General features: G+C 37.4%; 27 protein-coding genes and 1 other annotated feature. Of the genes, 17 read left to right on the forward strand and 10 right to left on the reverse strand.

Annotated features, from left to right (window positions below):
- Positions 1-990, reverse strand: a complete 990-nt coding sequence (trpS, locus tag C9J35_RS16300) for a tryptophan--tRNA ligase (protein WP_107925311.1) — start codon at positions 988-990, stop codon at positions 1-3.
- A 168-nt stretch (positions 991-1,158) separates the two neighbouring features.
- Positions 1,159-1,392: a binding site (T-box leader), on the reverse strand.
- 470 nt (positions 1,393-1,862) lie between these two features.
- Here trpS and spxA point away from each other — a divergent pair.
- From spxA to pepF, 4 genes are all read left to right on the forward strand, one after another.
- Positions 1,863-2,258: a transcriptional regulator SpxA gene (spxA, locus tag C9J35_RS16305; RefSeq protein ID WP_024362527.1), complete on the forward strand. Its 396-nt coding sequence runs from the start codon at positions 1,863-1,865 to the stop codon at positions 2,256-2,258.
- Between the two features lie 431 nt (positions 2,259-2,689).
- The gene (mecA, locus tag C9J35_RS16310) at positions 2,690-3,358 is read left to right on the forward strand and encodes an adaptor protein MecA (RefSeq protein ID WP_054768173.1); all 669 of its coding nucleotides are present in this window, start codon (positions 2,690-2,692) and stop codon (positions 3,356-3,358) included.
- 173 nt (positions 3,359-3,531) lie between these two features.
- Positions 3,532-4,650, forward strand: coding sequence for a competence protein CoiA (locus tag C9J35_RS16315; protein ID WP_107925312.1), 1,119 nt, complete (start codon positions 3,532-3,534; stop codon positions 4,648-4,650).
- A 203-nt stretch (positions 4,651-4,853) separates the two neighbouring features.
- Entirely contained in the window at positions 4,854-6,671 is a 1,818-nt protein-coding gene (gene pepF, locus C9J35_RS16320) for an oligoendopeptidase F (protein ID WP_054768172.1), read from the forward strand.
- An 874-nt stretch (positions 6,672-7,545) separates the two neighbouring features.
- Here pepF and C9J35_RS16325 read toward each other — a convergent pair.
- The 4 genes from C9J35_RS16325 to C9J35_RS16340 all read right to left on the reverse strand — a co-directional run bounded on the left by C9J35_RS16325 (position 7,546) and on the right by C9J35_RS16340 (position 10,438).
- Positions 7,546-8,355 carry a DsbA family protein gene (locus C9J35_RS16325; RefSeq protein WP_107925313.1) on the reverse strand — a complete coding sequence of 270 codons (810 nt, stop codon included), beginning with the start codon at positions 8,353-8,355 and terminating at the stop codon, positions 7,546-7,548.
- Positions 8,348-8,755: a globin domain-containing protein gene (locus C9J35_RS16330; protein WP_054768171.1), complete on the reverse strand. Its 408-nt coding sequence runs from the start codon at positions 8,753-8,755 to the stop codon at positions 8,348-8,350. The genes C9J35_RS16325 and C9J35_RS16330 overlap by 8 nt, the downstream gene beginning before the upstream one ends.
- Before the next feature lie 262 nt (positions 8,756-9,017).
- Complete coding sequence (locus tag C9J35_RS16335; protein ID WP_107925314.1) at positions 9,018-9,809, reverse strand: lytic transglycosylase domain-containing protein; 792 nt, start codon at positions 9,807-9,809, stop codon at positions 9,018-9,020.
- Positions 9,810-9,847: 38 nt separating this feature from the next.
- Positions 9,848-10,438 (reverse strand): CYTH domain-containing protein, encoded by a 591-nt coding sequence (locus C9J35_RS16340; RefSeq protein ID WP_107925315.1) that lies wholly within the window; start codon positions 10,436-10,438, stop codon positions 9,848-9,850.
- A gap of 206 nt (positions 10,439-10,644) precedes the next feature.
- On the opposite strand from C9J35_RS16340, the gene C9J35_RS16345 reads away from it, so the two are divergent.
- The 6 genes from C9J35_RS16345 (at position 10,645) to C9J35_RS16370 (ending at position 15,598) form a co-directional block, all read left to right on the forward strand.
- On the forward strand, positions 10,645-11,028 hold the full coding sequence (locus tag C9J35_RS16345) for a UPF0738 family protein (RefSeq protein ID WP_054768169.1): 384 nt from the start codon (positions 10,645-10,647) through the stop codon (positions 11,026-11,028).
- Between the two features lie 62 nt (positions 11,029-11,090).
- Positions 11,091-11,762, forward strand: a complete 672-nt coding sequence (yjbM, locus tag C9J35_RS16350; protein WP_107925316.1) for a GTP diphosphokinase — start codon at positions 11,091-11,093, stop codon at positions 11,760-11,762.
- Positions 11,759-12,553: an NAD kinase gene (locus C9J35_RS16355; protein WP_010858115.1), complete on the forward strand. Its 795-nt coding sequence runs from the start codon at positions 11,759-11,761 to the stop codon at positions 12,551-12,553. Before yjbM ends, C9J35_RS16355 begins: the two co-directional genes overlap by 4 nt.
- Position 12,554: 1 nt before the next feature.
- On the forward strand, positions 12,555-13,457 hold the full coding sequence (locus C9J35_RS16360; protein WP_167395991.1) for an RluA family pseudouridine synthase: 903 nt from the start codon (positions 12,555-12,557) through the stop codon (positions 13,455-13,457).
- A 288-nt stretch (positions 13,458-13,745) separates the two neighbouring features.
- On the forward strand, positions 13,746-15,122 hold the full coding sequence (mgtE, locus tag C9J35_RS16365) for a magnesium transporter (RefSeq protein ID WP_107925318.1): 1,377 nt from the start codon (positions 13,746-13,748) through the stop codon (positions 15,120-15,122).
- Positions 15,123-15,175: 53 nt separating this feature from the next.
- Positions 15,176-15,598, forward strand: a complete 423-nt coding sequence (locus tag C9J35_RS16370) for a hypothetical protein (RefSeq protein WP_235616337.1) — start codon at positions 15,176-15,178, stop codon at positions 15,596-15,598.
- Between the two features lie 64 nt (positions 15,599-15,662).
- Here the strand turns inward: C9J35_RS16370 and C9J35_RS16375 are convergent, their stop codons facing one another.
- Entirely contained in the window at positions 15,663-16,187 is a 525-nt protein-coding gene (locus C9J35_RS16375) for a CotY/CotZ family spore coat protein (protein ID WP_010858119.1), read from the reverse strand.
- Between the two features lie 135 nt (positions 16,188-16,322).
- Between C9J35_RS16375 and C9J35_RS16380 the strand changes: the two genes are divergently transcribed.
- The 6 genes from C9J35_RS16380 (at position 16,323) to C9J35_RS16405 (ending at position 19,230) form a co-directional block, all read left to right on the forward strand.
- Positions 16,323-16,727 carry a hypothetical protein gene (locus tag C9J35_RS16380; protein ID WP_235616338.1) on the forward strand — a complete coding sequence of 135 codons (405 nt, stop codon included), beginning with the start codon at positions 16,323-16,325 and terminating at the stop codon, positions 16,725-16,727.
- A complete protein-coding gene (gene spoVAC / locus C9J35_RS16385; RefSeq protein ID WP_107925320.1) occupies positions 16,728-17,183 on the forward strand; it encodes a stage V sporulation protein AC in 456 nt (151 codons plus the stop codon).
- On the forward strand, positions 17,177-18,172 hold the full coding sequence (locus C9J35_RS16390) for a stage V sporulation protein AD (protein ID WP_107925321.1): 996 nt from the start codon (positions 17,177-17,179) through the stop codon (positions 18,170-18,172). The genes spoVAC and C9J35_RS16390 overlap by 7 nt, the downstream gene beginning before the upstream one ends.
- A gap of 15 nt (positions 18,173-18,187) precedes the next feature.
- Entirely contained in the window at positions 18,188-18,547 is a 360-nt protein-coding gene (gene spoVAE / locus C9J35_RS16395) for a stage V sporulation protein AE (RefSeq protein ID WP_193766980.1), read from the forward strand.
- A gap of 64 nt (positions 18,548-18,611) precedes the next feature.
- The gene (locus C9J35_RS24745; protein ID WP_107925322.1) at positions 18,612-18,785 is read left to right on the forward strand and encodes a YjcZ family sporulation protein; all 174 of its coding nucleotides are present in this window, start codon (positions 18,612-18,614) and stop codon (positions 18,783-18,785) included.
- Between the two features lie 196 nt (positions 18,786-18,981).
- Positions 18,982-19,230, forward strand: a complete 249-nt coding sequence (locus C9J35_RS16405; RefSeq protein ID WP_010858125.1) for a stage VI sporulation protein F — start codon at positions 18,982-18,984, stop codon at positions 19,228-19,230.
- A 353-nt stretch (positions 19,231-19,583) separates the two neighbouring features.
- On the opposite strand, the gene C9J35_RS16410 is transcribed toward C9J35_RS16405, so the two are convergent.
- From C9J35_RS16410 to C9J35_RS16420, 3 genes are all read right to left on the reverse strand, one after another.
- Positions 19,584-20,012: a GNAT family N-acetyltransferase gene (locus tag C9J35_RS16410; RefSeq protein ID WP_107925323.1), complete on the reverse strand. Its 429-nt coding sequence runs from the start codon at positions 20,010-20,012 to the stop codon at positions 19,584-19,586.
- A 3-nt stretch (positions 20,013-20,015) separates the two neighbouring features.
- Positions 20,016-20,531 (reverse strand): YjcG family protein, encoded by a 516-nt coding sequence (locus C9J35_RS16415; protein ID WP_107925324.1) that lies wholly within the window; start codon positions 20,529-20,531, stop codon positions 20,016-20,018.
- A gap of 83 nt (positions 20,532-20,614) precedes the next feature.
- Entirely contained in the window at positions 20,615-21,334 is a 720-nt protein-coding gene (locus tag C9J35_RS16420; protein WP_107925325.1) for an alpha/beta hydrolase, read from the reverse strand.
- A 115-nt stretch (positions 21,335-21,449) separates the two neighbouring features.
- Here C9J35_RS16420 and C9J35_RS16425 point away from each other — a divergent pair, with 115 nt between their 5' ends.
- Positions 21,450-22,031, forward strand: a complete 582-nt coding sequence (locus C9J35_RS16425; protein WP_107925326.1) for a phosphatidylglycerophosphatase A family protein — start codon at positions 21,450-21,452, stop codon at positions 22,029-22,031.
- Positions 22,032-22,145: 114 nt separating this feature from the next.
- Here C9J35_RS16425 and C9J35_RS16430 read toward each other — a convergent pair whose 3' ends face one another.
- A complete protein-coding gene (locus C9J35_RS16430) occupies positions 22,146-23,945 on the reverse strand; it encodes an ABC transporter substrate-binding protein (RefSeq protein WP_054768165.1) in 1,800 nt (599 codons plus the stop codon).
- Positions 23,946-23,957 lie beyond the last annotated feature (12 nt).

Consider the following 23,957-nt stretch of genomic DNA (forward strand, 5'->3'; position numbering starts at 1 on the left):
TTAGCGACGTGAACGGCCTAAGCCCATTGCTTCTTCCATACGTTTTAATGTTGCACTGGCAATGGTATTTGCTTTCTCTGCACCTTCATCTAAAATGATGTCCAATTCAGACGATTCTACGAGATGATAGAACTTCTCTTGAATTGGTGTAAGATGGTCGATAACCGCTGTGGCTACACCTTGTTTGAAGCCGCCATAGCCAATTCCTTCGTATTTTTTAACTAAATCGTCGATAGCTACACCTGAAATTGCTGATTCGATAGTCAGTAAATTTGAAACCCCAGGTTTATTTTCTACATCAAACGCCACAATACCATCAGAGTCAGTTACGGCAGATTTAATTTTTTTCTCAATATCTTTTGCAGAATCTAAAAGTTTAATTGTTGCTTTTGTATTTGGATCAGATTTACTCATTTTTTTCGTAGGTTCTTGTAAAGATTTAATACGCGCACCTGCTTTTGGTAATTGAATTTCAGGAATTGTTAATACATCACCATAACGTTTGTTAAAGCGCTCTGCAAGATCTCGTGTTAGCTCAATATGTTGTTTTTGGTCATCGCCTACAGGGACAATGTTTGTATTGTATAATAGAATATCAGCTGCCATTAAAGGTGGATAAGTTAAAAGAGCTGCCGAAACAGTTTCTTTGCCATGTGATTTATCTTTGAATTGAGTCATACGCTCTAACTCGCCGATAGAAGCAACACATTGTAAAATCCAGCCCGCTTGTGCGTGAGCAGATACTTCTGATTGGATGAATAAAGTAGATTTCTGTGGGTCAATACCCGTTGCTATATACATAGCAGCTAAGTTACGAATGTTTTGACGCAACTCTTTAGGGTCTTGTGCGACCGTAATGGCATGCTGGTCAACGATACAATAAATTGCATTTCCTTCATCTTGTAATGCAGGGAATTGCTTGAATGCCCCGAGATAGTTCCCTAATGTTACAATACCTGTTGGCTGAACGCCTGAAAAAATAGTTGTCATAATAATTTCCTCCTTCGAGTTAGCAAATAATTTTCGACTCGGCATCATCAAAAATTTTGATTAAACCTTCAATTACGGACGGATAGCCACTGTGCTATCTGGTAGAGCGTCCAAATAAATACTAAATATCATAAAAAAACATCATGCGTCCTCATTAGTTTTTTCTAATGAAGGGACGAATGATGTTAGTATCCGCGGTACCACCCAGCTTGCCTAAAAAGGCCACTCTACTTCGTAACGTGAAGGGACGAGCTTTGCTAGTAGTCAATCGTGCACATACTTGAACGTTCGCAAAACTAACTCGGAAGTCCATTCCAAACGCATGCACGATCTGTTTGCAGCAACCACAGACTCTCTAAACGTGCACATTGCATTTGTACTACTCTTCGTCAGCGTTTTTAATTATTGCAAAAATTATATTATAAAGAGTTAGCTAATTGCAAGCTTAGAAAATCAGACTTTTAGCGGTGTTTTTTTTATGAAAAAAACTTTATGCTAGTTATGCTGTGTTTTTATGTAAAAAAGCAACCTTTATTATTAGCGATACGTCTTAATTGTACACGTCAAATTGACATTATTCTCGTTTAAATTTTATAACTGAGAATCAACAGTAGAAATAAATGAATGTTTAAAATCGCTGATAAGTGGGAATATTATTATTAGTTCATTGGACACCTTTCAGAAATTAGCTACTTTCAAGCTATAGAAATAGACAGAATATTTCGCGATAAGGTCATTCTTTTTTTCATTGGAACTATATTCAAACACAGCTGAGTGCTGTATAATGAATATGTAGCTTTACATTACATTAATTCTAATTTAACAAACTGGTTATAGATAACGATTACAAACAGAAAGGATGTGTCAGTATGATAGTAACTTTATTTACATCACCAAGTTGTACATCTTGCCGAAAAGCGAAAGCATGGTTGGAGGAGCACGAAATCCCATATACCGAGCGAAATATTTTTTCTGAACCATTAAGCATTAGTGAAATAAAAGAAATTTTACGCATGACGGAGGATGGGACGGATGAAATTATTTCAACGCGCTCTAAAATTTTTCAAAAACTGAATGTGGATGTAGAAAGCTTACCATTACAACGTTTATATGAGTTAATTCAAGAATACCCTGGATTATTACGTCGTCCAATCATCTTAGATGAAAAACGATTACAAGTAGGATACAACGAAGATGAAATTCGTCGATTCTTACCACGTAAAGTGCGTGCTTATCAATTACAAGAAGCACAGCGTATGGTGAACTAATATCAATCTATTCTGCATATAATGTATTAGGTGTTGCAAATGCAAAAAGCATGTTGTGACATCTATTTTTTTATGCTTTACTTATGTAAAATCCTTCTGTACAAGCTATAATATTTAATAGGGGAAAGTCATATATTTCCGTAAAAGTATGTTAAACTTGATTTTAGCTAAATAGTTTACTACAATTTCAATAATTCAAATATCTTTTGTGAAATGGTGTATATCCTTTTCATTTTATGAAAGAACAGCATACAATAGAATTAGAGACAACTGAACTGTAAATTCAATGATTTCAGTTGCTCGATGATTTATTGTGGTGTAGTCAAAGGTTGAAAAACAAAGGAGTATGAAGGTTAAAAACAATGAATCAAAGCATACTAATGAAATAATACTGTTTTTCGACAAATGACAGTGAAGGGAGATGAAGTCTAGTGGACATCGAACGTGTAAATGAAAATACACTCAAGCTCTTTATAACGTACAATGATATAGAGGATCGCGGCTACAGTCGTGAAGAAATTTGGTACAACCGAGCAAAGGGTGAACAACTTTTTTGGGATATGATTGACGAAGTAAATACAGAGGATTATTTTGATGTGGAAGGTCCGATTTGGATTCATATCAATGCGTCTGAAGTTGGCTTGGAGATCATTGTCACACGTGCACATATATTAAAAGACGGTGAAACATTAGATGGTCATTCGCATTTTGATGAACACAAGGAGATGTTTGCCCCATTTGACGAAGTTGGAGAGGATCTTCTCAGTCAACTAACTCAATTCGGTGACATTGATGAGTCAGAATTATTTATGGATACAGATATTTATGTTTATAAATTTAAAGATATTGATGAGTTAATCCCTGTTGCTAAACGTATAACAGACGAATTAGTGGATTCCTCATTATTCAAATATGAAGATTGGTACTATCTAGTTGTAGACTTCACGAATGCCGATGACGATTTAAATCGCCATGATAAAAATGCGGTCATTAAAGAATTTCTAAGCCCGTCAAATTTCACGATACATCGCCTTGAAGAGTATGGCGACAAGATTATGGAATATGATTGCTTTGAAACTATTCGGAAATATTTTATCTAAATGATTCAAGCCTCTGAGATTATTCAGAGGCTTTTTTTGTGGCTAGTCATCAAGGTTGAAGTAGAATGATTTTGAGACGGAACATGGCAAATATTAAATTTGGAAAGAAAACCGATATTTTTTGGTAAACCATGAAATTTCATTTTACAATTGGACAAAAAGGAGACAGTTTTATGCTTTTCGCCTATACAGAGCATGGAAAACCTTTTATGTCTTATCAACATTCAAGACAAGCACTTAAACGCTATCGCCGTATTTCAAAATTTTTTTGCCCTCAATGCCAGCAACCTGTTCAGTTGAAAATTGGTACTGTCAATATCCCGCATTTTTCACATATTGCACATCAAAGTTGTGAACGATTATTTGCAGAAGGTGAATCTATGCTCCATCTACAAGGTAAAATTCAATTGTTTGAATGGTTGAACAAGCAAGGTTATGCAGTAGAGCTAGAGCCATATATAAAAAAACTATCTCAACGCCCAGATATTCTTGTGACGAAAGAGCATCAACAAATAGCAATTGAGTTCCAATGTAGCACTATCTCACATGAAAAATGGCAGTTGCGTACAGCAGGATATAAAAATATGCATATTCAAGCATTGTGGCTTTTTCAAACACCTCAGAAAAATCTTACCTCACAGGATATCATAAAAGTTACTATTCCTCCCATTAGGCAAAATGCTATAAATTATACATCCAAAAGTTTACCTTATTTATTGACCTATGATGCGCATTCAGCAAGGTTTAATTATTGGGCGAATCTTCTTTATGTTCATGGGAACACTTTTATAGCGAAAGTACAATATGTGCCGATTAAAAAACAGCTCTTTCCGTTTTATGTGCCCAAGCCGATTACAAGAGAAGAATTCCGTTATTATTGGCAACTCTATAAAAGGATTTGTATGCAGTATGTCTATCAAAGATTAATACGTAGTAAAAAAGGCGTGCAGGATTTATTTCTACGAAGTTGTTATGAGCTGCACTTTTCGCTTGAGACAATGCCTATTTATGTTGGATTACCTGTTAAAAATGCTGCATCAATTCCGATTTTTTCAATCGAATGGCAAACGATTTTACACCATTTTTGCAGGCTAACTCAATTGCAGCTTCATGAATTAAGCAAGGAAAATATTCAACTTTTTCTTAGTCAGCTTAGTTTGCAGACGACAAACGAGGCAGTTCAAGCTGTGAAAAATTATTGTAACCTGTTTGAAAGATGGTCTCACAGCAACGATCACTTTCCAGATATTTGTGAGCAAGTTTACTCACATTTTTCTAATATAAACGACTAATACGTCGCACCTTGAATACGAAAAGTTAGTAGATGTTTATGTGTGAAACCAAGTGTCAGTAAGTACCTGGTTTTGATCAATTAGTAATTCTCTATGAGGTGCAAAACCCTCAAGATTAAAGGGTCACTTTATTTGCAATTGCCACAATATACTGAGAAAATATGAGAGTACAGGTAAAACTAACATATAGAGGGGGCTGGCGTATGGCTAGTAACAGCAATCAGGTTTTAATGAGAAATGAAATACCAGAAGAGTTAACTTGGCGCTTGGAGGATATTTTTGCAACAGATGCGCAATGGGAAGAGGAGTTAAAAGAAGTCGCAGCATTTGCAAAAGAGGCACCTAGTTATGCAGGTACTTTAAAAAATGGTGCAGACGCCTTATTAGCAGTGCTAACGTATTACGATCAAATTTATGAGCGCACTATGAAGCTCTATACTTATGCCCATATGCGTTATGACCAAGATACAACAAATAGCTTTTATCAAGATATGAATAGCCGTATCCAAACATTAGCGACAAATATTTCAGCTGCCCTATCATTTTTAACGCCAGAAATTTTATCATTAAGTGAAGATACAATTGAAAGCTACTTAGCAGAAAATAAAGAATTACAATTATATACACAATCTTTAAAAGAGATTACCATGGCACGTCCGCATGTATTACCTGCTGAACAGGAAGCTCTACTTGCACAAATGGCGGAGGTAACAGGCACAGCATCGAATACATTTAGTATGTTGAACAATGCGGATATGGACTTCCCAAAAGTGAGAAATGAAGATGGGGAAGAGGTTCAACTCACACATGGTAACTATATTAAGTTTTTAGAAAGTACAGATCGTAGTGTGCGTGAAGCGGCATTTAAAGCAATGTACGAAACATATGGTCATTTTAAAAATACATTTGCTTCTACTTTAACAGGCAATGTGAAAAAACATAATGTCAATGCACGAATTCGTAATTATGATTCTGCTCGACATGCAGCAATGTCGAATAATTTTATTCCAGAAAATGTGTACGATCAATTAGTGGAGACGATTCACAAGCATTTACCTGTGATGCAACGATATATTGCCTTGCGTAAAAAGATGTTAGGCGTGGATGAATTGCATATGTGGGACTTGTTCACACCACTTGTACAAGAAACAGACATGAAAATGCCGTATGATGAAGCGAAAGACATTTTGGTGAAGGCTTTAGCACCACTTGGGCAAGAGTATCAGAATATCGTACAAAGTGGTCTGGATCATCGCTGGGTAGATGTCAAAGAAAACAAAGGGAAACGTAGTGGTGCTTACTCATCAGGTGCCTATGGTACGAATCCCTATATCTTAATGAACTGGCAGGATAATGTGAATAACCTATTTACATTAGCGCATGAGTTTGGACATAGTGTTCATAGTTATTACACGCGTAATAACCAACCGTTTGTCTACGGAGATTATTCCATTTTCGTGGCAGAAGTTGCGTCGACATGTAACGAGGAGCTATTAAACGATTATCTACTTCAAACAATTGAAGATCCTCAACAAAGGATTTATTTATTAAACCATTGGCTTGATGGTTTCCGCAGTACAGTCTTCAGACAAACAATGTTTGCAGAGTTTGAACATTTAATTCATCAAATGGATCAAAATGGGGAGTCTTTAACATCAGAACGTTTAACCGAAGTTTATTTTGATTTAAATAAGCAATACTTCGGCGAAGATATGGTCGTAGACGAGGAAATTGGCTTAGAGTGGGCGCGTATCCCACACTTCTACTACAATTACTATGTCTATCAATATGCAACAGGAAAATCTGCGGCAACTGCATTAAGTAAACAGATTCTTGAAGAGGGTGCACCGGCTGTGGAACGTTATATTAATAACTTCCTGAAAGCAGGTTGCTCGGATTTCCCGATTGAAGTATTAAAAGCAGCAGGTGTTGATATGAATGCGGCGAAACCAATTGATGATGCTTGTAAAGTATTTGAAGAACGTTTAAATGAACTAGAAAAATTATTGTTAAATAATTAATTTTTAGTGGCTGTAGTAACTTTACTACAGCCACTTTTTATATGGAGTAAAAATTATGTTCATCAATAAATTTAAAGAATAATGATTTTCTTAGATTTCTAAATGAAAAAAAGTATCCATCTTGAAAAAATACTGTACTGTAATCGCTTTCTATTTGACAAATTTGTGAATCTAGAGCATGTTTCATTGCTTAATTTATTATTCCATGATAAAGTGATTCTTGTGAAATAAATCACAAAACAAACATACACCCCTTTGTTTGAACGTGAACATTTCTCCCATCCCCTTTGTGAAAAAGAGGCGTCTCTATCTGTCGAGGATAGTGGCGTCTCTTTTATTTTATCCCGCATTCACGGTCAGTAAGCCGGCCATCTCAAGTGTAAAGTTGAGAAAGATGAGAACGAGTTAGTTAAGAGGGCGAACAACTGACCGTAAAAGCCCGATTGGTTCAACTACCAATCAGTGGAGAAGAGGAAAACCCCACTGATTGAAGTTTCACGTTATCCCGCACTCACGGTCAGTAAGCCGCCCATCTCAAGTGGAAAGTTGAGAAAGATGAGAACGAGTTAGCTAAGAGGGCGAACAACTGACCGTAAAAGCCAGATTGGTTCAACTACCAATCAGTGGAGAAGAAGAAAACCCCCACTGATTGAAGTTTTACGTTATCCCGCATTCACGGTCAGTAAGCCGCCCATCTCAAACGGCTCATCGGATGCCTCCAGGAAAGCGCCCAGTCGGAACGGAAGTCAACCCCATGTTACGGTGATGAACTTAGGTTTTTACTATTTAATTCAAAGTAATTTAAATAAAAAAAGGATAGGGACTCATCAATTGTGCTTGAGTCCCTATCCTTTTAAAAGGTAGTATAATTGCATTATTTTGTACGCCAGAGTGTAGCGTGATCTGTTTGAATACGTTCAATTTTTTGTTGCAGCATGCGTTTTTTTAATTCACGTTCAGCTGATTGTTCCGTTAATGAATAGATAAAGGCAATTTCATTTGTAGACAGTGTATGGTATTTCAGAAATAGTTCTTCAATTGTTGGTAATGGTTGACGTATCAGTTGTTCATCCATCATTTCTTGTAATATATGCTCGTAAACTTCATAAGTGTAGCTACCACTAACTTTTAGTCCCTCATCTTCAATGCACTCATTGAAAAATACGATACTAGGAACTTCATCTACTTCCATTTCACGTTTAATATATAAATCACATTGGAAGGCGCGTGCAGCTTCTTTAGAACCGAAATCTACAGTAAATTCATTCATATCTAATTGAACATCCTCTGCAATTTTTAACAGAGTCGCATAGGAATTTACATCTTCATGATTCAGAAAAACATATTCTTGTAATTTAGACAAATAACGAGCTCCTGCACGTTTTCCCTGTAACTCTGCTGCTTTGATAGCAATAGACGGTAAAACAGGATGGTTGATGTCGAGCTCTATGCCAGATTCACAGCCTTTTGTACGCTTGCTCAGGCAATTAAGGGAAGAAAGCTCTGTGCTAAGTACAAAGCGCCATGTGAAATAATGATTATACTCTAGCTGTAACTTGCGAATAACTGCTTGCATACTGAAAGCTTCAGGACAAAGTGGATCTACGAAAATATACAATTCAATTGGCTTATTGGCAGTAGAAATCGTAGGAGCTGGCTCTTGTAGCATTTGAATATTATTCACGTAATAATTCCCCCTCATCGTCATTAGGTGTATTAATCATGTGATGAGCTGTTAATACTAAACGTTGATAATAAGTTTCACGGAACTTTCCTTCCAAACCAACTTCGTCCATTGCTTCAGCCATGCATTCAAGCCAAGCTTGTGCACGATCAGGCGTAATGGCAAAATTCATGTGACGTGCACGCATCATTGGATGTCCATGTTCTTCAGTAAAAAGATTTGATCCCCCTAAATACTGTGTTTGAAATTGAATTTGCTTACGGGCTGTTTCAGTTAAATCTTCCGGAAAGATTGGAATAAGATCAGGATGCTGAGCGACTCTTTTATAGAACGCATGTATGAGTTCTGAAAGTTTTTCAGCTCCCAGCTCCTCATAAGGAACAGTGTATTTTCGACTCATAGGTAAATGCTCCTTTAATTCTTTATATGAAGTATATCGTAAAGTACGAATCAATTTGTTGGTATGACAAATTGACTGTTTTATAGATTTTGAATTTGTTCATCAGGAAAATGTGAATTTCTTGTGACTACCTTCATTCTATCAACGTCTTTTCGTTTACACAAACAAAGAGCTCTCGATAAGTTTTTCGCTAGAAAAACACAAATTTCACCATCAAGGGTGAAATTTGCTGAGAAAGGCTGAAAATATAGCTTTTATGCGATTAAGCTGTGAAGTAATTCATCACTTTTTTGACATAATTCTGCGTTTCTTTAAAAGGTGGAACACCACCATATTTTGTCACACGTGAAGCGCCAGCATTATAGGCTGCTAAGGCTAGAGATGGGTCGTTATCGAATTTATCGAGCATTTGTCGTAAGTATTTGGCACCTGCCATAATATTTTGCTCAGGATCGAAGGCATTTGTAACACCTAAATATTGAGCTGTTTTTGGCATTAACTGCATTAAGCCTTGGGCACCTGCACGACTGACAGCAGTAGCATTAAAATTAGATTCTTGTTTTATAACGGCAGCGATTAGTTTCTCGGGTACATTATACGTTGTTGCGGCCTTTTCAATGATTGAAGCAAATTTGCTTGCTCCTGCAAGCGAATTTGCATAAGCAGTTGAGCCAATCACATCATCAGAAACGTAGGTATCTAACTTTGTGCTAGATTGGCTATTTGCTAATGCTGCATAAACAGATGCAGGAATATAGACTGAATTAGAACCTTTATAAAGTAACGATTGAATGGCCATATTTGACATATTGCCAGATGTGCTAGTTAAATTACCAAGCTGACTCATGATATCTGAAGTGTTTGAAGAAGAGCTCATCCCGAGTAGACTCGATAATTCTGCACTGCTAGCTGTTGAAGCATCGCCGAGCAACTCCCCAATCATATCTGAAAAGATAGAATTATTGTCTGTTAATGCGTTCGATGAGCTTTCCGTAGAACCTAGTGTTTGCAGTGCTTGAATTTCAAGTAAAGTCTTTAATGATTGGATATCCAAGTAGTTGGTCACCCTTTCTTTCTGCTATTAAGCAATCGTTATTGTTTTTTATTTGCTTGCAATGCTTTCATAAAGCGTGCAATTTTTTTATCTGTAACTTGTTTTTTTATACCATATTGTTGTAGAAATGCGTCGAACATTGCATTTCCTTTTATGACATCATTTGATTCATATTCTACCTCATAATCGTCACACTGCAAATAGAAAGAATGATCAAATACAAGAAGTCCGCCTTTATAAGGGATTTCGACACGGTCAGTTGTGAGAGAACCAAATACTTTTAATTTATCTAAAGGGATATCGTAGTTCGCCAATCTTTTTGCTACTTCTGGAGCAAAAAAGCCCTCTCCATTCAGCATTTTCTGCGCTTGCTCAGCACTCAATTCATCCGTTGTTTCAAGGTGTTTATGCTCTGCTGTCCTTTCTTTTAAGGTACATTCATAATAGTCATTAATTTGTCGAATGCGTAGCCCACTTTTTAAATGTCGAATTTCATATTGCGGTGTGTCGAAATAATGATTTGTTTGACGATGAATAGCATCGTCGTGAATATGGAAGTCTTTTAACAATTGCTCGTATTGTTGTTTGGTTAAGAGATTTTTAAATTCAATTTCAAGTTGTTGTGACATTTTTTTTTCACCTTTACTGTTTATTTTTTAGTACTAGAAAGGACTTGAAATGTACATCCTTTCAGCCAGTGCCAGTCGCGTACTAACGCTCGCGAATGCTCTTTTTGTAATAGAAGTTTGTAAGGGGTTTTAACAATTACACACTGCAACTATTTACCCCATATGCTAAAATAAGAGGAAGAGTAAGACGAAAAGGGGACCTTCAAGTGCGTAAAATTTATACGATAGAATTATTTAATTTTGAAAATCAGCAACTTCATTTTAGTTTAAACGACAATGACTTAAATTTACAGTTAAAGCCTGCAGCACAATTGATTGCAGATTCGGATGATTTTGCATTTATCTATTTACTCGATGCAGGGGAAGATTATCATTACTTGCGTTTCCCTACCAATAGTTGGGAAAATCTTGTACATATTTTACAGACAAAGCAAAATCCAATGTTACATGTAGGAGAAGAAGTGATGGAACTTACGAACTTCTACGAAGAATTGGAAATGCTCGTGTATAATATTCAGGGAAATTACAATTATGGAGCAGAATTTGTTCAAGCAGTGGAACAACACTTCAAGGCAGTTCTCGCTGAATAAAAAGACAAAACGAACAGACGGTGTTAGTTTTGTTCAATGCCGTATGTCGGGAGGTTTTAGCGATGGGACAATGGGAGATTTTTTTAAGTCCTTATAAACAAGCAGTAGATGAATTAAAAATAAAATTAAAGGGTATGCGTTCGCAGTTTGGTATTGTAAATGCCAACTCACCAATAGAATTTGTAACAGGACGTGTAAAACCGCTAGCAAGTATATATGATAAAACGTTAGAAAAAGGACTAGCCTTTGAACCTTCGAAGCAATTAGGCGATGAGCTTGGTGATATTGCAGGCGTCCGTATTATGTGTCAATTTGTGGACGACATTTCTACAGTGACTGAGCTTATACGACAGCGTAAGGATATGCGTGTTGTTGAAGAACGTGACTATATTACGCATAGCAAACCAAGTGGTTATCGCTCACATCATATGATTGTAGAATATCCAGTGGAGACGATACAGGGAAAAAAGGTCGTACTAGCAGAAATTCAAATACGCACACTAGCCATGAATTTCTGGGCATCCATTGAGCATTCTTTAAACTATAAATATAAAGGCATGTTCCCAGAGGAAATCAAAAATCGCCTACAGAGTGCGGCGGAGGCAGCTTTCCGACTAGATGAAGAAATGTCATCGATTCGTAGTGAAATCCAAGAAGCACAGGCCTACTTTAGTGAATACAAAGAAGCATCGAATCCTAATTTACTAACGGAGAAGGAGCGTGACGCGCAATGAAGTTTTCCATTCAATCACGTAGAGATGCACAATCGAACGAGTTAATGGAGTTAGCAAAAACATATTTGCAAGATTTTGGATTAACATATGATGAAGAAATGCCTGAAATAGTAGTATCTATTGGAGGAGATGGTACGTTATTACACGCCTTCCATCGGTATTCACACTTATTAGATCAGGTTGCCTTTGTGGGTATCCATACAGGACATTTAGGCTTTTATGCAGATTGGAAGCCTTCTGAATTGGAAAAACTCGTATTATCTATCGCAAAAAAAGACTTTAATGTTGTTGAATATCCATTATTGGAAGTGAAAGTTGAACATCATAATACAGAATCAAATACCTATTTGGCGTTAAATGAAGCGACAGTGAAATCACCAGATGTGACGCTTGTTATGGATGTGGAGTTAAATGGCAATCAGTTTGAACGTTTCCGTGGTGATGGTCTTTGTGTCTCAACACCTTCTGGCAGTACTGCCTATAACAAAGCACTAGGGGGGGCTATTATTCACCCAACATTAGCGGCACTGCAAATTACAGAAATTGCTTCGATTAATAATCGAGTCTTCCGCACAGTTGGTTCACCACTTATTTTACCAGCACATCATCATTGCATATTACGTCCAGTCAATGAGCAAAACTTTAATATGACGGTAGACCATCTGCAAGTTACACAAGGTGATGTGAAGTCAATTGCTTTTAACGTAGCAAATGAAAGAGTGCGTTTTGCACGTTTCCGCCCTTTCCCATTTTGGGAGCGAGTACATGAATCATTCGTTGCTAATGAATAACATGGATACACGATATACATTACGTTTTACAGCACACAAGGAAGGCCAACTTTTACGTGAGGCATTAGGGGAGTGGCGCATTTCCAAACAGGCATTAACAGCAATTAAGTTTGAAGGCGGCTTACTGACCGTAAATGGCATCGAACGGAATGTGCGACACCCTCTCCAAATTGGCGATTGTGTAGAAGTCAAATTCCCTCCTGAAGAAAAAAGTGAAGGGCTTGTTGTTGAATATGGTGAGCTTACAATTGTTTATGAAGATGAAGCCATTATAGTGCTCGACAAGCCAGCACATCAAAGTACGATTCCTTCACGTGAGCATCCAACAAAAAGCATTGCCAATTATATCTGTGGCTATTTTGAGCAGCAAGCACTCGCATCGACAGTCCATATTGTGACGAGGCTTGATCGTGATACATCAGGGCTGCTATGCATTGCCAAGCATGCACATATTCATCATTTAACAGGGCTTGCACAGCGTGGTGGAGATGTATCGCGCGAATACGAAGCAATTGTGCATGGCCATGTTGTAGAGGCTTGTCAGTCCATCGTTGCCCCAATAGGACGTAAGGATACTAGTATAATTGAGCGTGAAGTACGAAACGATGGGCAGTTTGCGCATACCGACGTTTTTGTAAAACGTCGTTTTTATATACAAGAGGAACCAATGACACATATACGTTTAAAACTTCATACAGGACGGACACATCAAATTCGCGTACATATGGCTTATCTTGGTCATCCGCTTGTTGGAGATGAATTGTATGGCGGAACACGACAATTGATAGACCGTCAGGCATTACATTGTGTTTCCTTGTCCATGCAGCATCCATTAACCAGAGAGGTTTTGCATTTTACGAGTTCTTTACATGAAGACATGCAACAATTAATTAATAATAGCTAACCTTATTCTTACTATTTATAAGATGAGGGGATGCCTACTAGATAAAGTGAAATATTTAGGGAGATGTTCGCAAAAACGGGCATCTCCTTCTCGTTTTTTCATCGTCTGTTCTGTATTTAACAGCATATTTACAGAAAATAGAGTGATTGTAGGGTATAGTAGAGTAGAAAGTTTTGGTGAAAGAAAAAAAGAGTTTGCAGAATTAGTACAATACAAACTATTATATAAAAGGTAGATTTACGTATTGTACGTATAAATGAATTTAATGCTCGGAAGGAGGGGACAAGCATGATAGAGGAAAGAAATGAAAAGGATGATGTGCAATTTGACGAAGCACATTTACGAGAAATGCTCGAGGGGCATGATATTGACGCATTCCGTGATGAGTTTTTAGAACTTCATCCATATGATCAGGCAACGTTTTACGAAAAGGTGGAACCTGATATAAGGAAGGTCATCTATTCGTTCTTGTCTCCGACGGAAATGGCTGATATTTTTGAGGCAATTGAAATAGATGATGATGAATACAAAGCATATCTAGCAGAAATGGATCCGGCCTATGGGGCAGAAATGCTTTCTCATATGTATGCAGATGATGCGGCGGATGTTTTAAATGAGCTAGATACGAAACAGCGTGAAAGCTATTTAGGCATGATGGATGAGGAAACGGCTGAAGAGATTAATGAGCTATTAAGCTATGATGAATATACAGCCGGCTCTATCATGACAACTGAATATGTAGCTATACCAGAAAACTCGACAGTACGTTCAGCAATGGCTATTTTACGTAAAGAGGCACCGAATGCTGAAACAATTTATTATATATTTGTTGTTGATGAAGCGCATCGACTTACGGGTGTCATTTCTCTGCGTGATTTAATTATTGCCGATGAAGACACACTTATTCGTTCCATTATGAATGAACGTGTTGTGATGGTGCAAGTTGGTGATGACCAAGAAGAAGTTGCACAAATCATGAAGGATTATAATTTCCTTGCTACACCGGTTATTGATGATAAGGGTGAGCTACTGGGGATTATTACGGTCGATGATATTATCGACGTCATTGATGAAGAAGCATCAGAGGACTATTCTAAATTAGCCGGTATCTCCGATATGGATAAATTCGATACGAACTCTTGGCAAGCGGCAAAAAAACGCTTACCATGGCTGGTAATCTTGCTATTTTTAGGCATGCTGACTGCAAATTTAATGGGGCAATTCGAAGATACTTTAGATAAAGTTGCGCTACTCGCTGTCTTTATTCCTCTTATTTCAGGTACGTCAGGGAATAGTGGTACCCAAGCATTAGCCGTTGCCATTAGAGGGATTGCAACAGGGGATGTCGAAGAACATAGCAAGATGAAGTTGCTACTTCGTGAGGCAGGCACTGGTCTAATGACAGGTGTAGTTTGTGGACTGATTGTAATCGGTGTTGTTTATATTTGGAAGCATGAGCTTATTCTTGGGATGCTAGTAGGTGCAGCAATTTGCGGTTCGATTTTAGTAGCAACCCTGGCAGGTTCATTTATTCCTTTACTGATGCATCGCATGAAAATCGACCCTGCTGTGGCATCTGGGCCGTTTATTACAACGTTGAATGATATAACGAGTATTTTAATTTACTTAGGGTTAGCGACAATGTTTTTAAGTCAAATAGGCTAAGAACCTATTCCTTTCCTTTCGCATATTGTATGAAAAAAAGGGAAGTGATAATTGTGGATCGAGAGCCACGTTTGTTTATTAAATCACCCACTTATTTTTTAAATATTTCCAAAATGCTTCATGAACTTGATTTGGATGAAGATTTAGAAGAGGAATTGGATGAAAGTACGTCGGTTTATATAAAGGACCATTTTGGCATTGAACCGAACATTGCAGAAAATGACATTCGAAAAGATTTACAAATCGATGAATATGTACTGAAGCAGCTACAATTTCTAGAAAAGCCATTTCGTCAAAAAGTGTATCAACCATTATTAATAACGTTAAAAGATGGTAGAAAATTGGGTGGAACTGCATCAGATTTACAGGTTGATTCATTGATGCTGACCTCTTTAGAATTACAAACACAAGAGATTATACATTTTGAAGATATACAACAAATACTTTGGCGAGGCAAAAACTTACCAACATTATAAAAAAGTGTACAGCAGAGGATGCTGTACACTTTTTTTTTGTGTAGTGTGTCAAAGGAGGAAAGAATTAATTACAAATCCCTAAGTCAACATCAGCAATACATTGTACTGCGCAGAAACAAGATAAGTCTACAGTAATACAGCTGTCAGTAGAATTCCAATCATCTACTTTACAAATTTTCTTCATATTAACGCAACAGCCGTCACGACTTAATAAATCTACAGTGCTTTCACTAGAATCGAATGTGCATAAAGGTTCTAAAACGCGCAAAGTAGCGCAGCACTCATCAAACATATCTTCTACACGGAAGAATACTGATGTACATATACATGGATCTGCTGAAGGTGAGCTAAAGAATGCTTTGAATGGAGTACCGTCTTTAGTAATTAACATAAATACACGAGTATCTGCTGCTGAGCGTGCAGGGCTAACGATGCCGCCAAGCGGCTCTAAGAAACAGTTTGACGTACAAGGTGAACATTCATCTTGCACTGCTTGATTTTGAATATCTAAAATTGCGCGTACTACGTCACAAACACAACCTGCTGAATGGATAGGGCTAATAGGATTTGTTGGTTTACCACAACCCATTTTGTCACCTCCTTTCCTTGTTACTACTCCTACAATATGTACTTTTGAAATATGGACTCGGGCTTTTGTATATATCCGCGAATGAATAGTTTTTTTTATGTGTGGTGAAACTGTAAAGAAAAGGAGGGTAAATACTTGAGGTTATTAGGGATGATGCTACCGATAGTGGTCTGCATGGCACTACTTAGTGGTTGCACAGAAAAAGAAAAATTTATTGTTTATGGTCCACCTCAAAATGAAGAGGAAGTTGAGGCGGTTTTAAAAGAGGAGAAATTTGTTGAAAGAACAACGGTTATACAGTATGACGATAAAATGCTAGTTGCTGTGCAATTTAAACCGTGGGATAAGTGGAAAAAGGCCAAATTAGAAAAGAAGTTACAAAAGAAATTTGATGAAAAATATCCCAACAAAGATGTATTTGTCTCGGCTGATTACAAAATATTTTATGAAGCCAATAAAATAAAAAAAGATCAACTTGAAGATAATAAACTAACTGATAAAATCTCAGAACTGAAAAAACTTGCACAGGAGGAGACATAAATGGAAAAAGAACAATATCAACAATTAGAACAAAGTGTAACACCAAAGCCACCTTACTTCAAAAATGCTGCAAAGGCGTTTTTTGTAGGGGGCATTATTTGTACAATCGGACAAGCTGTATCGCTTTTTTATATCATTTTCTTTGATTTTACAGAAGCAACTGCAGGAAATCCAACCGTTTCAACAATGGTATTTTTCGCAATGATTTTGACCGGTTTTGGCTTATATAAAAGAATCGGTCAGTTTGGAGGAGCAGGTTCGGCAGTACCTGTTACTGGTTTTGGTAACGCTGTTATCTCTGCGGCAATTGAACATAAATCTGAGGGTCTAGTACTGGGTGTAGGTGGGAATCTATTTAAATTAGCGGGCTCAGTTGTCTTGTTTGGGGTTGTATCTGCATTTTTTGTGGCGCTTATTAAATATATTCTTGTGACGTTAGGGGTGGTTTCATGGTAATTGTTTTTCAGTCGAAACCGTCTTTCTTAGCGGGTGGTGTAGTAGCAGGACCGTTGGAAAAACGTAGTGTATTCAGTCAGTATTTCGATACCATTTACGATGATGAGCGCTGGAAAATGGAAACAAATGAACAAGGCCATCGAAAGATGATCCAAGAAGCCTGTGAAATTTTGATGAAAAAATCAGGTGTGAATAACTTAGAAATTGATTTCTTTTTGGGTGGCGATTTAGTTAATCAAATGACACCTACCAATTTCGCCGCAAGGGAATTAGCCATCTCATTTATTGGATTATTCTCCGCTTGTGCCACTTCTGTTTCCTCCGTAATCGTTGCAAGCCTTTTAACGGAGTTAGGTGCTTCTAACTTATCAATTGCAGGAGCTTCCAGTCAACATAATGCGATTGAGCGACAGTTCCGCTACCCAGTCAATTATGGGGCACAAAAGCCTCAGACTGCACAATGGACTGTAACGGCTGCTGGTTTTGCACTAATTGGCAAGCATCGAGAAGAATGCCCATGTATTGAAGCAGCAACGATTGGTAAAGTGATTGATTATGGCATGGATGACCCATTTCATATGGGCGCAGCGATGGCACCTGCTGCCTTTCAAACAATTCAATCCCATTTAGAGCAACGTAATCAACAGTTCTACAATTATGATTTAATCTTAACGGGAGATTTAGGCCAGCTTGGACTAAAGCTGCTTAAAGGGATGCTAGTAGAAAACGGAGTAAAAAAAGAAGAATTAACACTTCTACGCGATGCTGGCGCAGAATTTTATGGACAGGATGAAGCATTCCAATCAGGAGCAAGTGGAGCAGGCTGTTCAGCAGCTGTTTTTTTTAGTTATATAATTCAACAGTTACGAGCTGGAAGCTATAAACGAGTGCTGCTTGTGGCAACTGGAGCATTATTGTCGCCACTTTCTTATCAACAGGGAGAGACAATTCCGTGTACAGCACATGCAATTGAAATTACAATGAAATGAGGAAAATCTATGGTTATGACATTTGTATTTGCTTTTATTGTTGGCGGCATTATTTGTGTCATCGGTCAATTATTAATGGATGTTGGTAATTTAACACCAGCGCATACATTAAGTACATTAGTCGTCGTGGGTGCAATTTTGGATGGAATGGGTTTGTATGAGCCTCTCATTCATTTTGCAGGTGCAGGTGCGACCGTACCAATCACATCTTTTGGTAACTCCTTAACACACGGTGCATTGGCTGAAGCGGAAAAGCATGGCCTTGTTGGGGTACTAACGGGGATGTTTGAAGTGACAAGCTCAGGTATAAGTGCAGCTATTGTCTTCGGATTCATTGGTGCATTAATTTTTAAACCAAAAGGAAATGTTGACTAGACGAATACCCCTCTCAAATCTGCAACCATACATATTATAGGTTGTAGAAGGGAGGGGTGCTTTTATGGGATATCAAGGCTGGTGCGCACAACCGTATGGAAATAATGTTGCAGGTGCAAATAGCTGGAACAATAATTATTGCGGAGGCAATAACAATTATGGCTATGGCTCAACATTTGTGCTAATTGTTGTCCTTTTCATTCTTCTAATTATTGTCGGCGCTACGTTCGTTAATTAATTTATTTTAGATTACATTACCGATTTCTAGGTGTTGATATGATTGTTAGGCTTTAGCTTTTATTCAGCATGTGACTAAAAACAAACTGAATGAAGTTAAAGCCTCCAACAATTGTCAAAGATGTTTAATACCAAAAAAAGGTAACAGCAAACATTTATGGCAATTACGTTGAGGTGGAATTGATAGGAGGGGGAACATGCATCGCTCGTTTTTTAATTCTATTGAACAAAAAACTGGTGTATCGATGGATGAAATCTTCGCATTAGCAAATGCAATTCAACATGCAGATTTTACAAATGAAAAACAAGTTAGAAAAGTCGTACGCCGTGTAGCAAAAGTGTCCAATAGACAAATTACACAAGAACTCGAAGATAAATTAGTGCAATCTATTATTCAAGATGGCTCTTCACTAGATTTGGATAAGATTACTAGAATGATGAAATAGCATGGCATTTCCATCATTGGGAAACATCTCGTTAAGTATGGGGATAGCTAGCTAGCTTAGATGTTTATTTACACTATAATCGAAAATTAGAGCATTTAAGCAGTCATAAAAAAAGGTGTTACGACTATGCATTCGCATTTTCGTAACACCTATTCATCTTCATTTAAATAAGACTTCCATCGCTATAGAAGAGAGATGAATGCAGATGTAGCCCTTTTCAGTGGGTGCTCAAACACCCACTGAAATAGTGGGTATTGCTCTAAGACGCCATGTTCTATAATAGCCTCTGATGGAGCACTATCATACACTTGCAGATTCAAAATCCGGAAAAACTGTCGCCAAGACGTAATGCATTAAATATTTTTCTCCATAGCACGATGTGGGATACCAGCATCCATAAATTCTGGTGAGGTTACTGTGTAACCAAGCTTTTCATAAAAAGGAACGGCATAACTTTGTGCGTGAAGTTTTAACTTCTTATTATTTGTGGAAATAGCATGTTTTTCCATTTCTTGCATGATTAGCGCACCTAGTTTTTTACCACGTTGTGTTTGTAAAATACATACACGTTCAATTTTTGCCGTGTCACTTTCTATACCGCGAAGCCGTGCAGCACCGACAGGCTCAGTGTCTTCATACATAATGAAATGCGTTGCACTTGCATCTTCAGCATCACATTCGAGATGAAGAGGCACACCTTGTTCTTCTACAAATACTTTTTTGCGGACAGCGAACGCATCATCATGTTCTTTTATTGTTTCAACAATCTTAACATTATACAAAGGTCATTCAGCTCCAGTCAGTCGGAATGTTTCGTAAGTCGTCCAGGAGCCGTCCTCCAATTGATATAATAAATGAATGCGATCGATCGTATCTTTCTCGTCAACACCTGTCATACGTAATTGGCCAAATATGTCGTCGTGTTCAGAGTCAGTCATTTTTTGTGCAATCGTAATATGCGGTACGAAGACATGTTTAGTATCGCCAAAAGAAAATTTTTCTTCTAGTACATTATGGAATGCTACTAATTGTTCTGTTGGCTCAATGCGGAAATAAATTGCATTGGTTGTTGGGAAAAACGAACTTATGCGTGATGCATGAATGTTTAAAGGCGCATATTTCGCAGCGATTTCATCTAATTGCCTAACGATGGACTGAATATCCTCATCCGTTGCATCAAAGCTGTCCTTTAACGTCATATGCGGTGTGATTTTCGCATAATGCGGATCGTAACGCTTGCGGTACGTGTTCGCTAAGTCTTGTAATTTTTTTGATGGAAAAGCCACAATTCCGTACTTCATAGTCCATTACCTCCCGAAAATAAACGATTTTTCTATCTAAGTATAACAGAAATTTCGTTATTCGTAATTTGAATCACCTAATATTAATTGAAATTTTCAATTAAAGCTCGGCGAAGGTCAGGTTTCCAATATTTCCATGTATGATTGCCGTCGAACTCATCATAAAATGTAGAAAAGCCTTTACTTAACATAAGATTATGCAATTGACGATTCGGGGTTAAAAAATCCTTTACTGTTTTATCCATTGTGACAACTTTATCTTCTTTTTTGCCAATAATATGATAAATGGAAATGGCTCCTGGATCTTTGAAATTTTCAACAGCTTTCAGGACATCCTCATCGACAAGTGGTGATTGTAAAATGACTTTACCGAAAATGCTTGGGTACTTCAGAGCTGCCATTAAGGAAGCGGTTGCAGCCATAGAGTCACCGATTACTGCTCGGCTCATCCCCATTTGGTATGTTGCATATTCTTCATCTAAATAGGGCACAAGCTCATGTGCTAAAAAACGAAGATAAGCTTCATGTTGTTCACCGCTTGGCATATATTTGTGACGTCGATCTTTAATATCTTTGTATGGAACGAAAACAATAATTAAATTTTCGATTTCATAGTCATCAATAAGTTCATCAGCTAATTTAGTAATACCCCCAAGCTGAAAGTAATCCTTGCCGTCTGATGCGATTAATAAATTGTATTTATATAGTGGAGAATAATTTGCAGGGACGTAAATATAAAGCTGTAATTCCTCTTGCAATGCTTCACTATAAAACTTTAAATCCTGAACTGTTCCCTTATCCAACGATGACACTCCTTCATGTAGTTTGTAACAAAATTGTATCATATTACGTAAGTAAAGGTATAATAGATTGGGCTAGCCTTGTACTAGCAATAAAAATGGAAATGAGGGTTAGAATATGCATAATAAAAGTATTCGCGTGCATTCCGAAGAAGTAGCGAAGGCCGCTTTAGGTGCGCTAGTTCGTCGTGGTGTAACGCTAGAGGACATTGCTAAAATTGTTTTTGAAATGCAAAAATCATATAACGACGGTTTGACATTAGAGCATTGTGTTCATTCTGTTGAGCGAGTACTGCGTAAACGTGAAGTCCAACATGCGGTATTAGTAGGTATTGAATTAGATGAACTTGCAGAGAAAAAATTATTGTCATCACCACTACAACAAATTATTGAATCCGATGAAGGATTATTCGGAGTTGATGAAACAATTGCTCTTGGATCTGTTTTTACATATGGCAGCATAGCTGTAACAACTTTTGGTCATTTAGACAAACAAAAAATTGGCATTATTAAAAAGCTCGACACAGAACCTGGGCAACATGTCAATACGTTTTTAGATGATTTAGTGGCTAGTATTGCAGCCTCTGCAGCTTCGCGTATTGCACATCGTATGCGTGACTTAGAAGAAGAAGGCGAAACATTTGCCGATATTGAGCCTGAAGAGCTTGGACCAAAACCAAAATCACATAATGAAATTTAATATATGAAGAAGAAGTCTCCAGACAGCTGAAAGTTGCTCAAAGATATAATTGATTAGAGTTTCTTCTATATATAAAGAAGAGCCTCCCAAAAATAGTTTGGGATGGCTCTTTTGTTATTTTGCATCGTTCGCAGCTTGTAAAAATTCTTTTACTTTTTCACTGTCTGCTTCAAGTTTTAATCCTGTATTGACTAAGGGAGAAACAGTTGAAACAGCAGGTTTTTTATTGCCTTGGTAATAACTGATGAACTCATCTTGATTGATAGAATAAAGAATGGCTTTACGTAAATCAGCTGATTTAGAGAATGCACGACCAGATGTGTTCATTTGTAGATACGTGACAGCATTACTATCTGCTGTGTTTAATGTTAATTTGGCATCAGATTTTACGATATCAAGCTTAGTTTCTGGCACTGCTTGTAGTACGTGGATTTCACCGTTTCGTAAGGCTGACAGGGCACTATCATTATCTGCAATAAATCGAACATTGATTTTCGCAATCTTTGGTTCATACTCACTACCTACACGATAGGCAGGGTTCTTCACGAATTGTGCTTCATAATCATTCTTTTGTACAAGAATGTATGGGCCACTTGCATATAGTTGGTTATTGTATGTTGCACTACCTTCAGTAATTGTTGCTTGATCACCATACGCGATATCTTTATCAGGGTTATAGTTTGCTACATCAAATGTGTTAATGCTTGTTACTTGTTTTTCAGACACGATACCACCAGATTGATGTGCTAAGTAGTTTAATACTTGCGGGAATGGTGTCGGTGTTGTAATTTTTACCACTTGATAAGCACCAGAAGCATTACTCACGGCATCTTTATCTTTCACTAATTGGGCTATAGTAGTAGGTAAGTTTTGAGTTAATACATCTAAAATAGATTTGTCAGAACCAGCCACTTTCTTATTTTGTAACTCTGTTAAGTCTGTAACGGTCTCTACAGTTTCGATATTTTCATGAATACTATAAGTACGATGGTCTGGTACTGATTTTGAATCTTTTGCACGATTTAATGAGAACACTACATCCTCAGCCGAAACTAATTCACCAGTATCAACAGCAGCCCCGTCCTTTACGGCTGCAAAATGAATATCGTCCCGTAAAATAAAGTAGTATTCTTGATTTCCATCAGCGATGGCATGGTTATAGGATAAAGAGCCATCTGAAACAACTTCATCCGTATCTGTTAAATTGACAAGTCGAACATACATATTTGTATTAAGTGTGTTAATAGAGCCATCATTACCTTTAATTGGGTCAAGTGATGTTAAAGAATCAAGTGTTTGATGTAAAATTAATGTTTCTGTTGAATTTAATGAAGTAACATTAAATTCAATATTCTCCCATACTTGGGCGCGTGATTTCGGCAAAAGTACAGATTTTGGATTGACTAATTCAGAATAAATCCCCTGATATTTATTGGAAATGTAAAGCGGTGCAATATATGCTTGATCGAATACTAATCGTTCTTCTAAGTCTTTATATTTAGCTATGGCCTCATCACCTGTTAAAGTGCTTGCTTCATCAATTAAAGCGTCTAGATTTGAGTCGGCAACCACACTATAGTCGCCACCAGTTTTGAATAAACCACGAACAGCATAGTCAGGATTCCCAGTTACTGTTGTCCAGCTAGAAAGCGCTATATCATAGTTACCAGCTTCTTTTTGCGCTGAAAATGAACCGTAATCTGGCTGAATATTAAGCTTAACATCAAAGCCATTTTTCACTAGTTGATCACGTACAATATTCATATCTTCCTCACCAGATGCCATACCTAAAAGTTCAATTGACGATTTCCCATCGCCTTTAGAGTCTTTACCGCCCTCTACATCTGTTTTTGTTTGTACACAGCCGGCTAATGCTAACACTGTGATGACTAAAAATAACAGTAGTTTTTTCATATAAGAACCTCC

Source organism: Lysinibacillus parviboronicapiens (assembly GCF_003049575.1).
Taxonomy (GTDB): domain Bacteria; phylum Bacillota; class Bacilli; order Bacillales_A; family Planococcaceae; genus Lysinibacillus; species Lysinibacillus parviboronicapiens.

Excerpts from the sequence above, each read along its gene's own strand:
- C9J35_RS16375 (WP_010858119.1), bottom strand. The coding sequence starts at position 16,187 with ATGGGTTGTGGTAAACCAACAAATCCTATTAGCCCTATCCATTCAGCA.
- C9J35_RS16340 (WP_107925315.1), bottom strand. The coding sequence starts at position 10,438 with ATGTCACAACAACTTGAAATTGAATTTAAAAATCTCTTAACCAAACAA.
- spoVAE (WP_193766980.1), top strand. The coding sequence starts at position 18,188 with ATGACATTTGTATTTGCTTTTATTGTTGGCGGCATTATTTGTGTCATC.
- C9J35_RS16330 (WP_054768171.1), bottom strand. The coding sequence starts at position 8,755 with ATGAGTCGAAAATACACTGTTCCTTATGAGGAGCTGGGAGCTGAAAAA.
- pepF (WP_054768172.1), top strand. The coding sequence starts at position 4,854 with ATGGCTAGTAACAGCAATCAGGTTTTAATGAGAAATGAAATACCAGAA.
- C9J35_RS16315 (WP_107925312.1), top strand. The coding sequence starts at position 3,532 with ATGCTTTTCGCCTATACAGAGCATGGAAAACCTTTTATGTCTTATCAA.
- C9J35_RS16415 (WP_107925324.1), bottom strand. The coding sequence starts at position 20,531 with ATGAAGTACGGAATTGTGGCTTTTCCATCAAAAAAATTACAAGACTTA.
- C9J35_RS16355 (WP_010858115.1), top strand. The coding sequence starts at position 11,759 with ATGAAGTTTTCCATTCAATCACGTAGAGATGCACAATCGAACGAGTTA.
- C9J35_RS16360 (WP_167395991.1), top strand. The coding sequence starts at position 12,555 with ATGGATACACGATATACATTACGTTTTACAGCACACAAGGAAGGCCAA.
- trpS (WP_107925311.1), bottom strand. The coding sequence starts at position 990 with ATGACAACTATTTTTTCAGGCGTTCAGCCAACAGGTATTGTAACATTA.
- C9J35_RS16425 (WP_107925326.1), top strand. The coding sequence starts at position 21,450 with ATGCATAATAAAAGTATTCGCGTGCATTCCGAAGAAGTAGCGAAGGCC.
- C9J35_RS16430 (WP_054768165.1), bottom strand. The coding sequence starts at position 23,945 with ATGAAAAAACTACTGTTATTTTTAGTCATCACAGTGTTAGCATTAGCC.
- mgtE (WP_107925318.1), top strand. The coding sequence starts at position 13,746 with ATGATAGAGGAAAGAAATGAAAAGGATGATGTGCAATTTGACGAAGCA.
- spoVAC (WP_107925320.1), top strand. The coding sequence starts at position 16,728 with ATGGAAAAAGAACAATATCAACAATTAGAACAAAGTGTAACACCAAAG.
- C9J35_RS16390 (WP_107925321.1), top strand. The coding sequence starts at position 17,177 with ATGGTAATTGTTTTTCAGTCGAAACCGTCTTTCTTAGCGGGTGGTGTA.
- yjbM (WP_107925316.1), top strand. The coding sequence starts at position 11,091 with ATGGGACAATGGGAGATTTTTTTAAGTCCTTATAAACAAGCAGTAGAT.
- C9J35_RS16405 (WP_010858125.1), top strand. The coding sequence starts at position 18,982 with ATGCATCGCTCGTTTTTTAATTCTATTGAACAAAAAACTGGTGTATCG.
- C9J35_RS24745 (WP_107925322.1), top strand. The coding sequence starts at position 18,612 with ATGGGATATCAAGGCTGGTGCGCACAACCGTATGGAAATAATGTTGCA.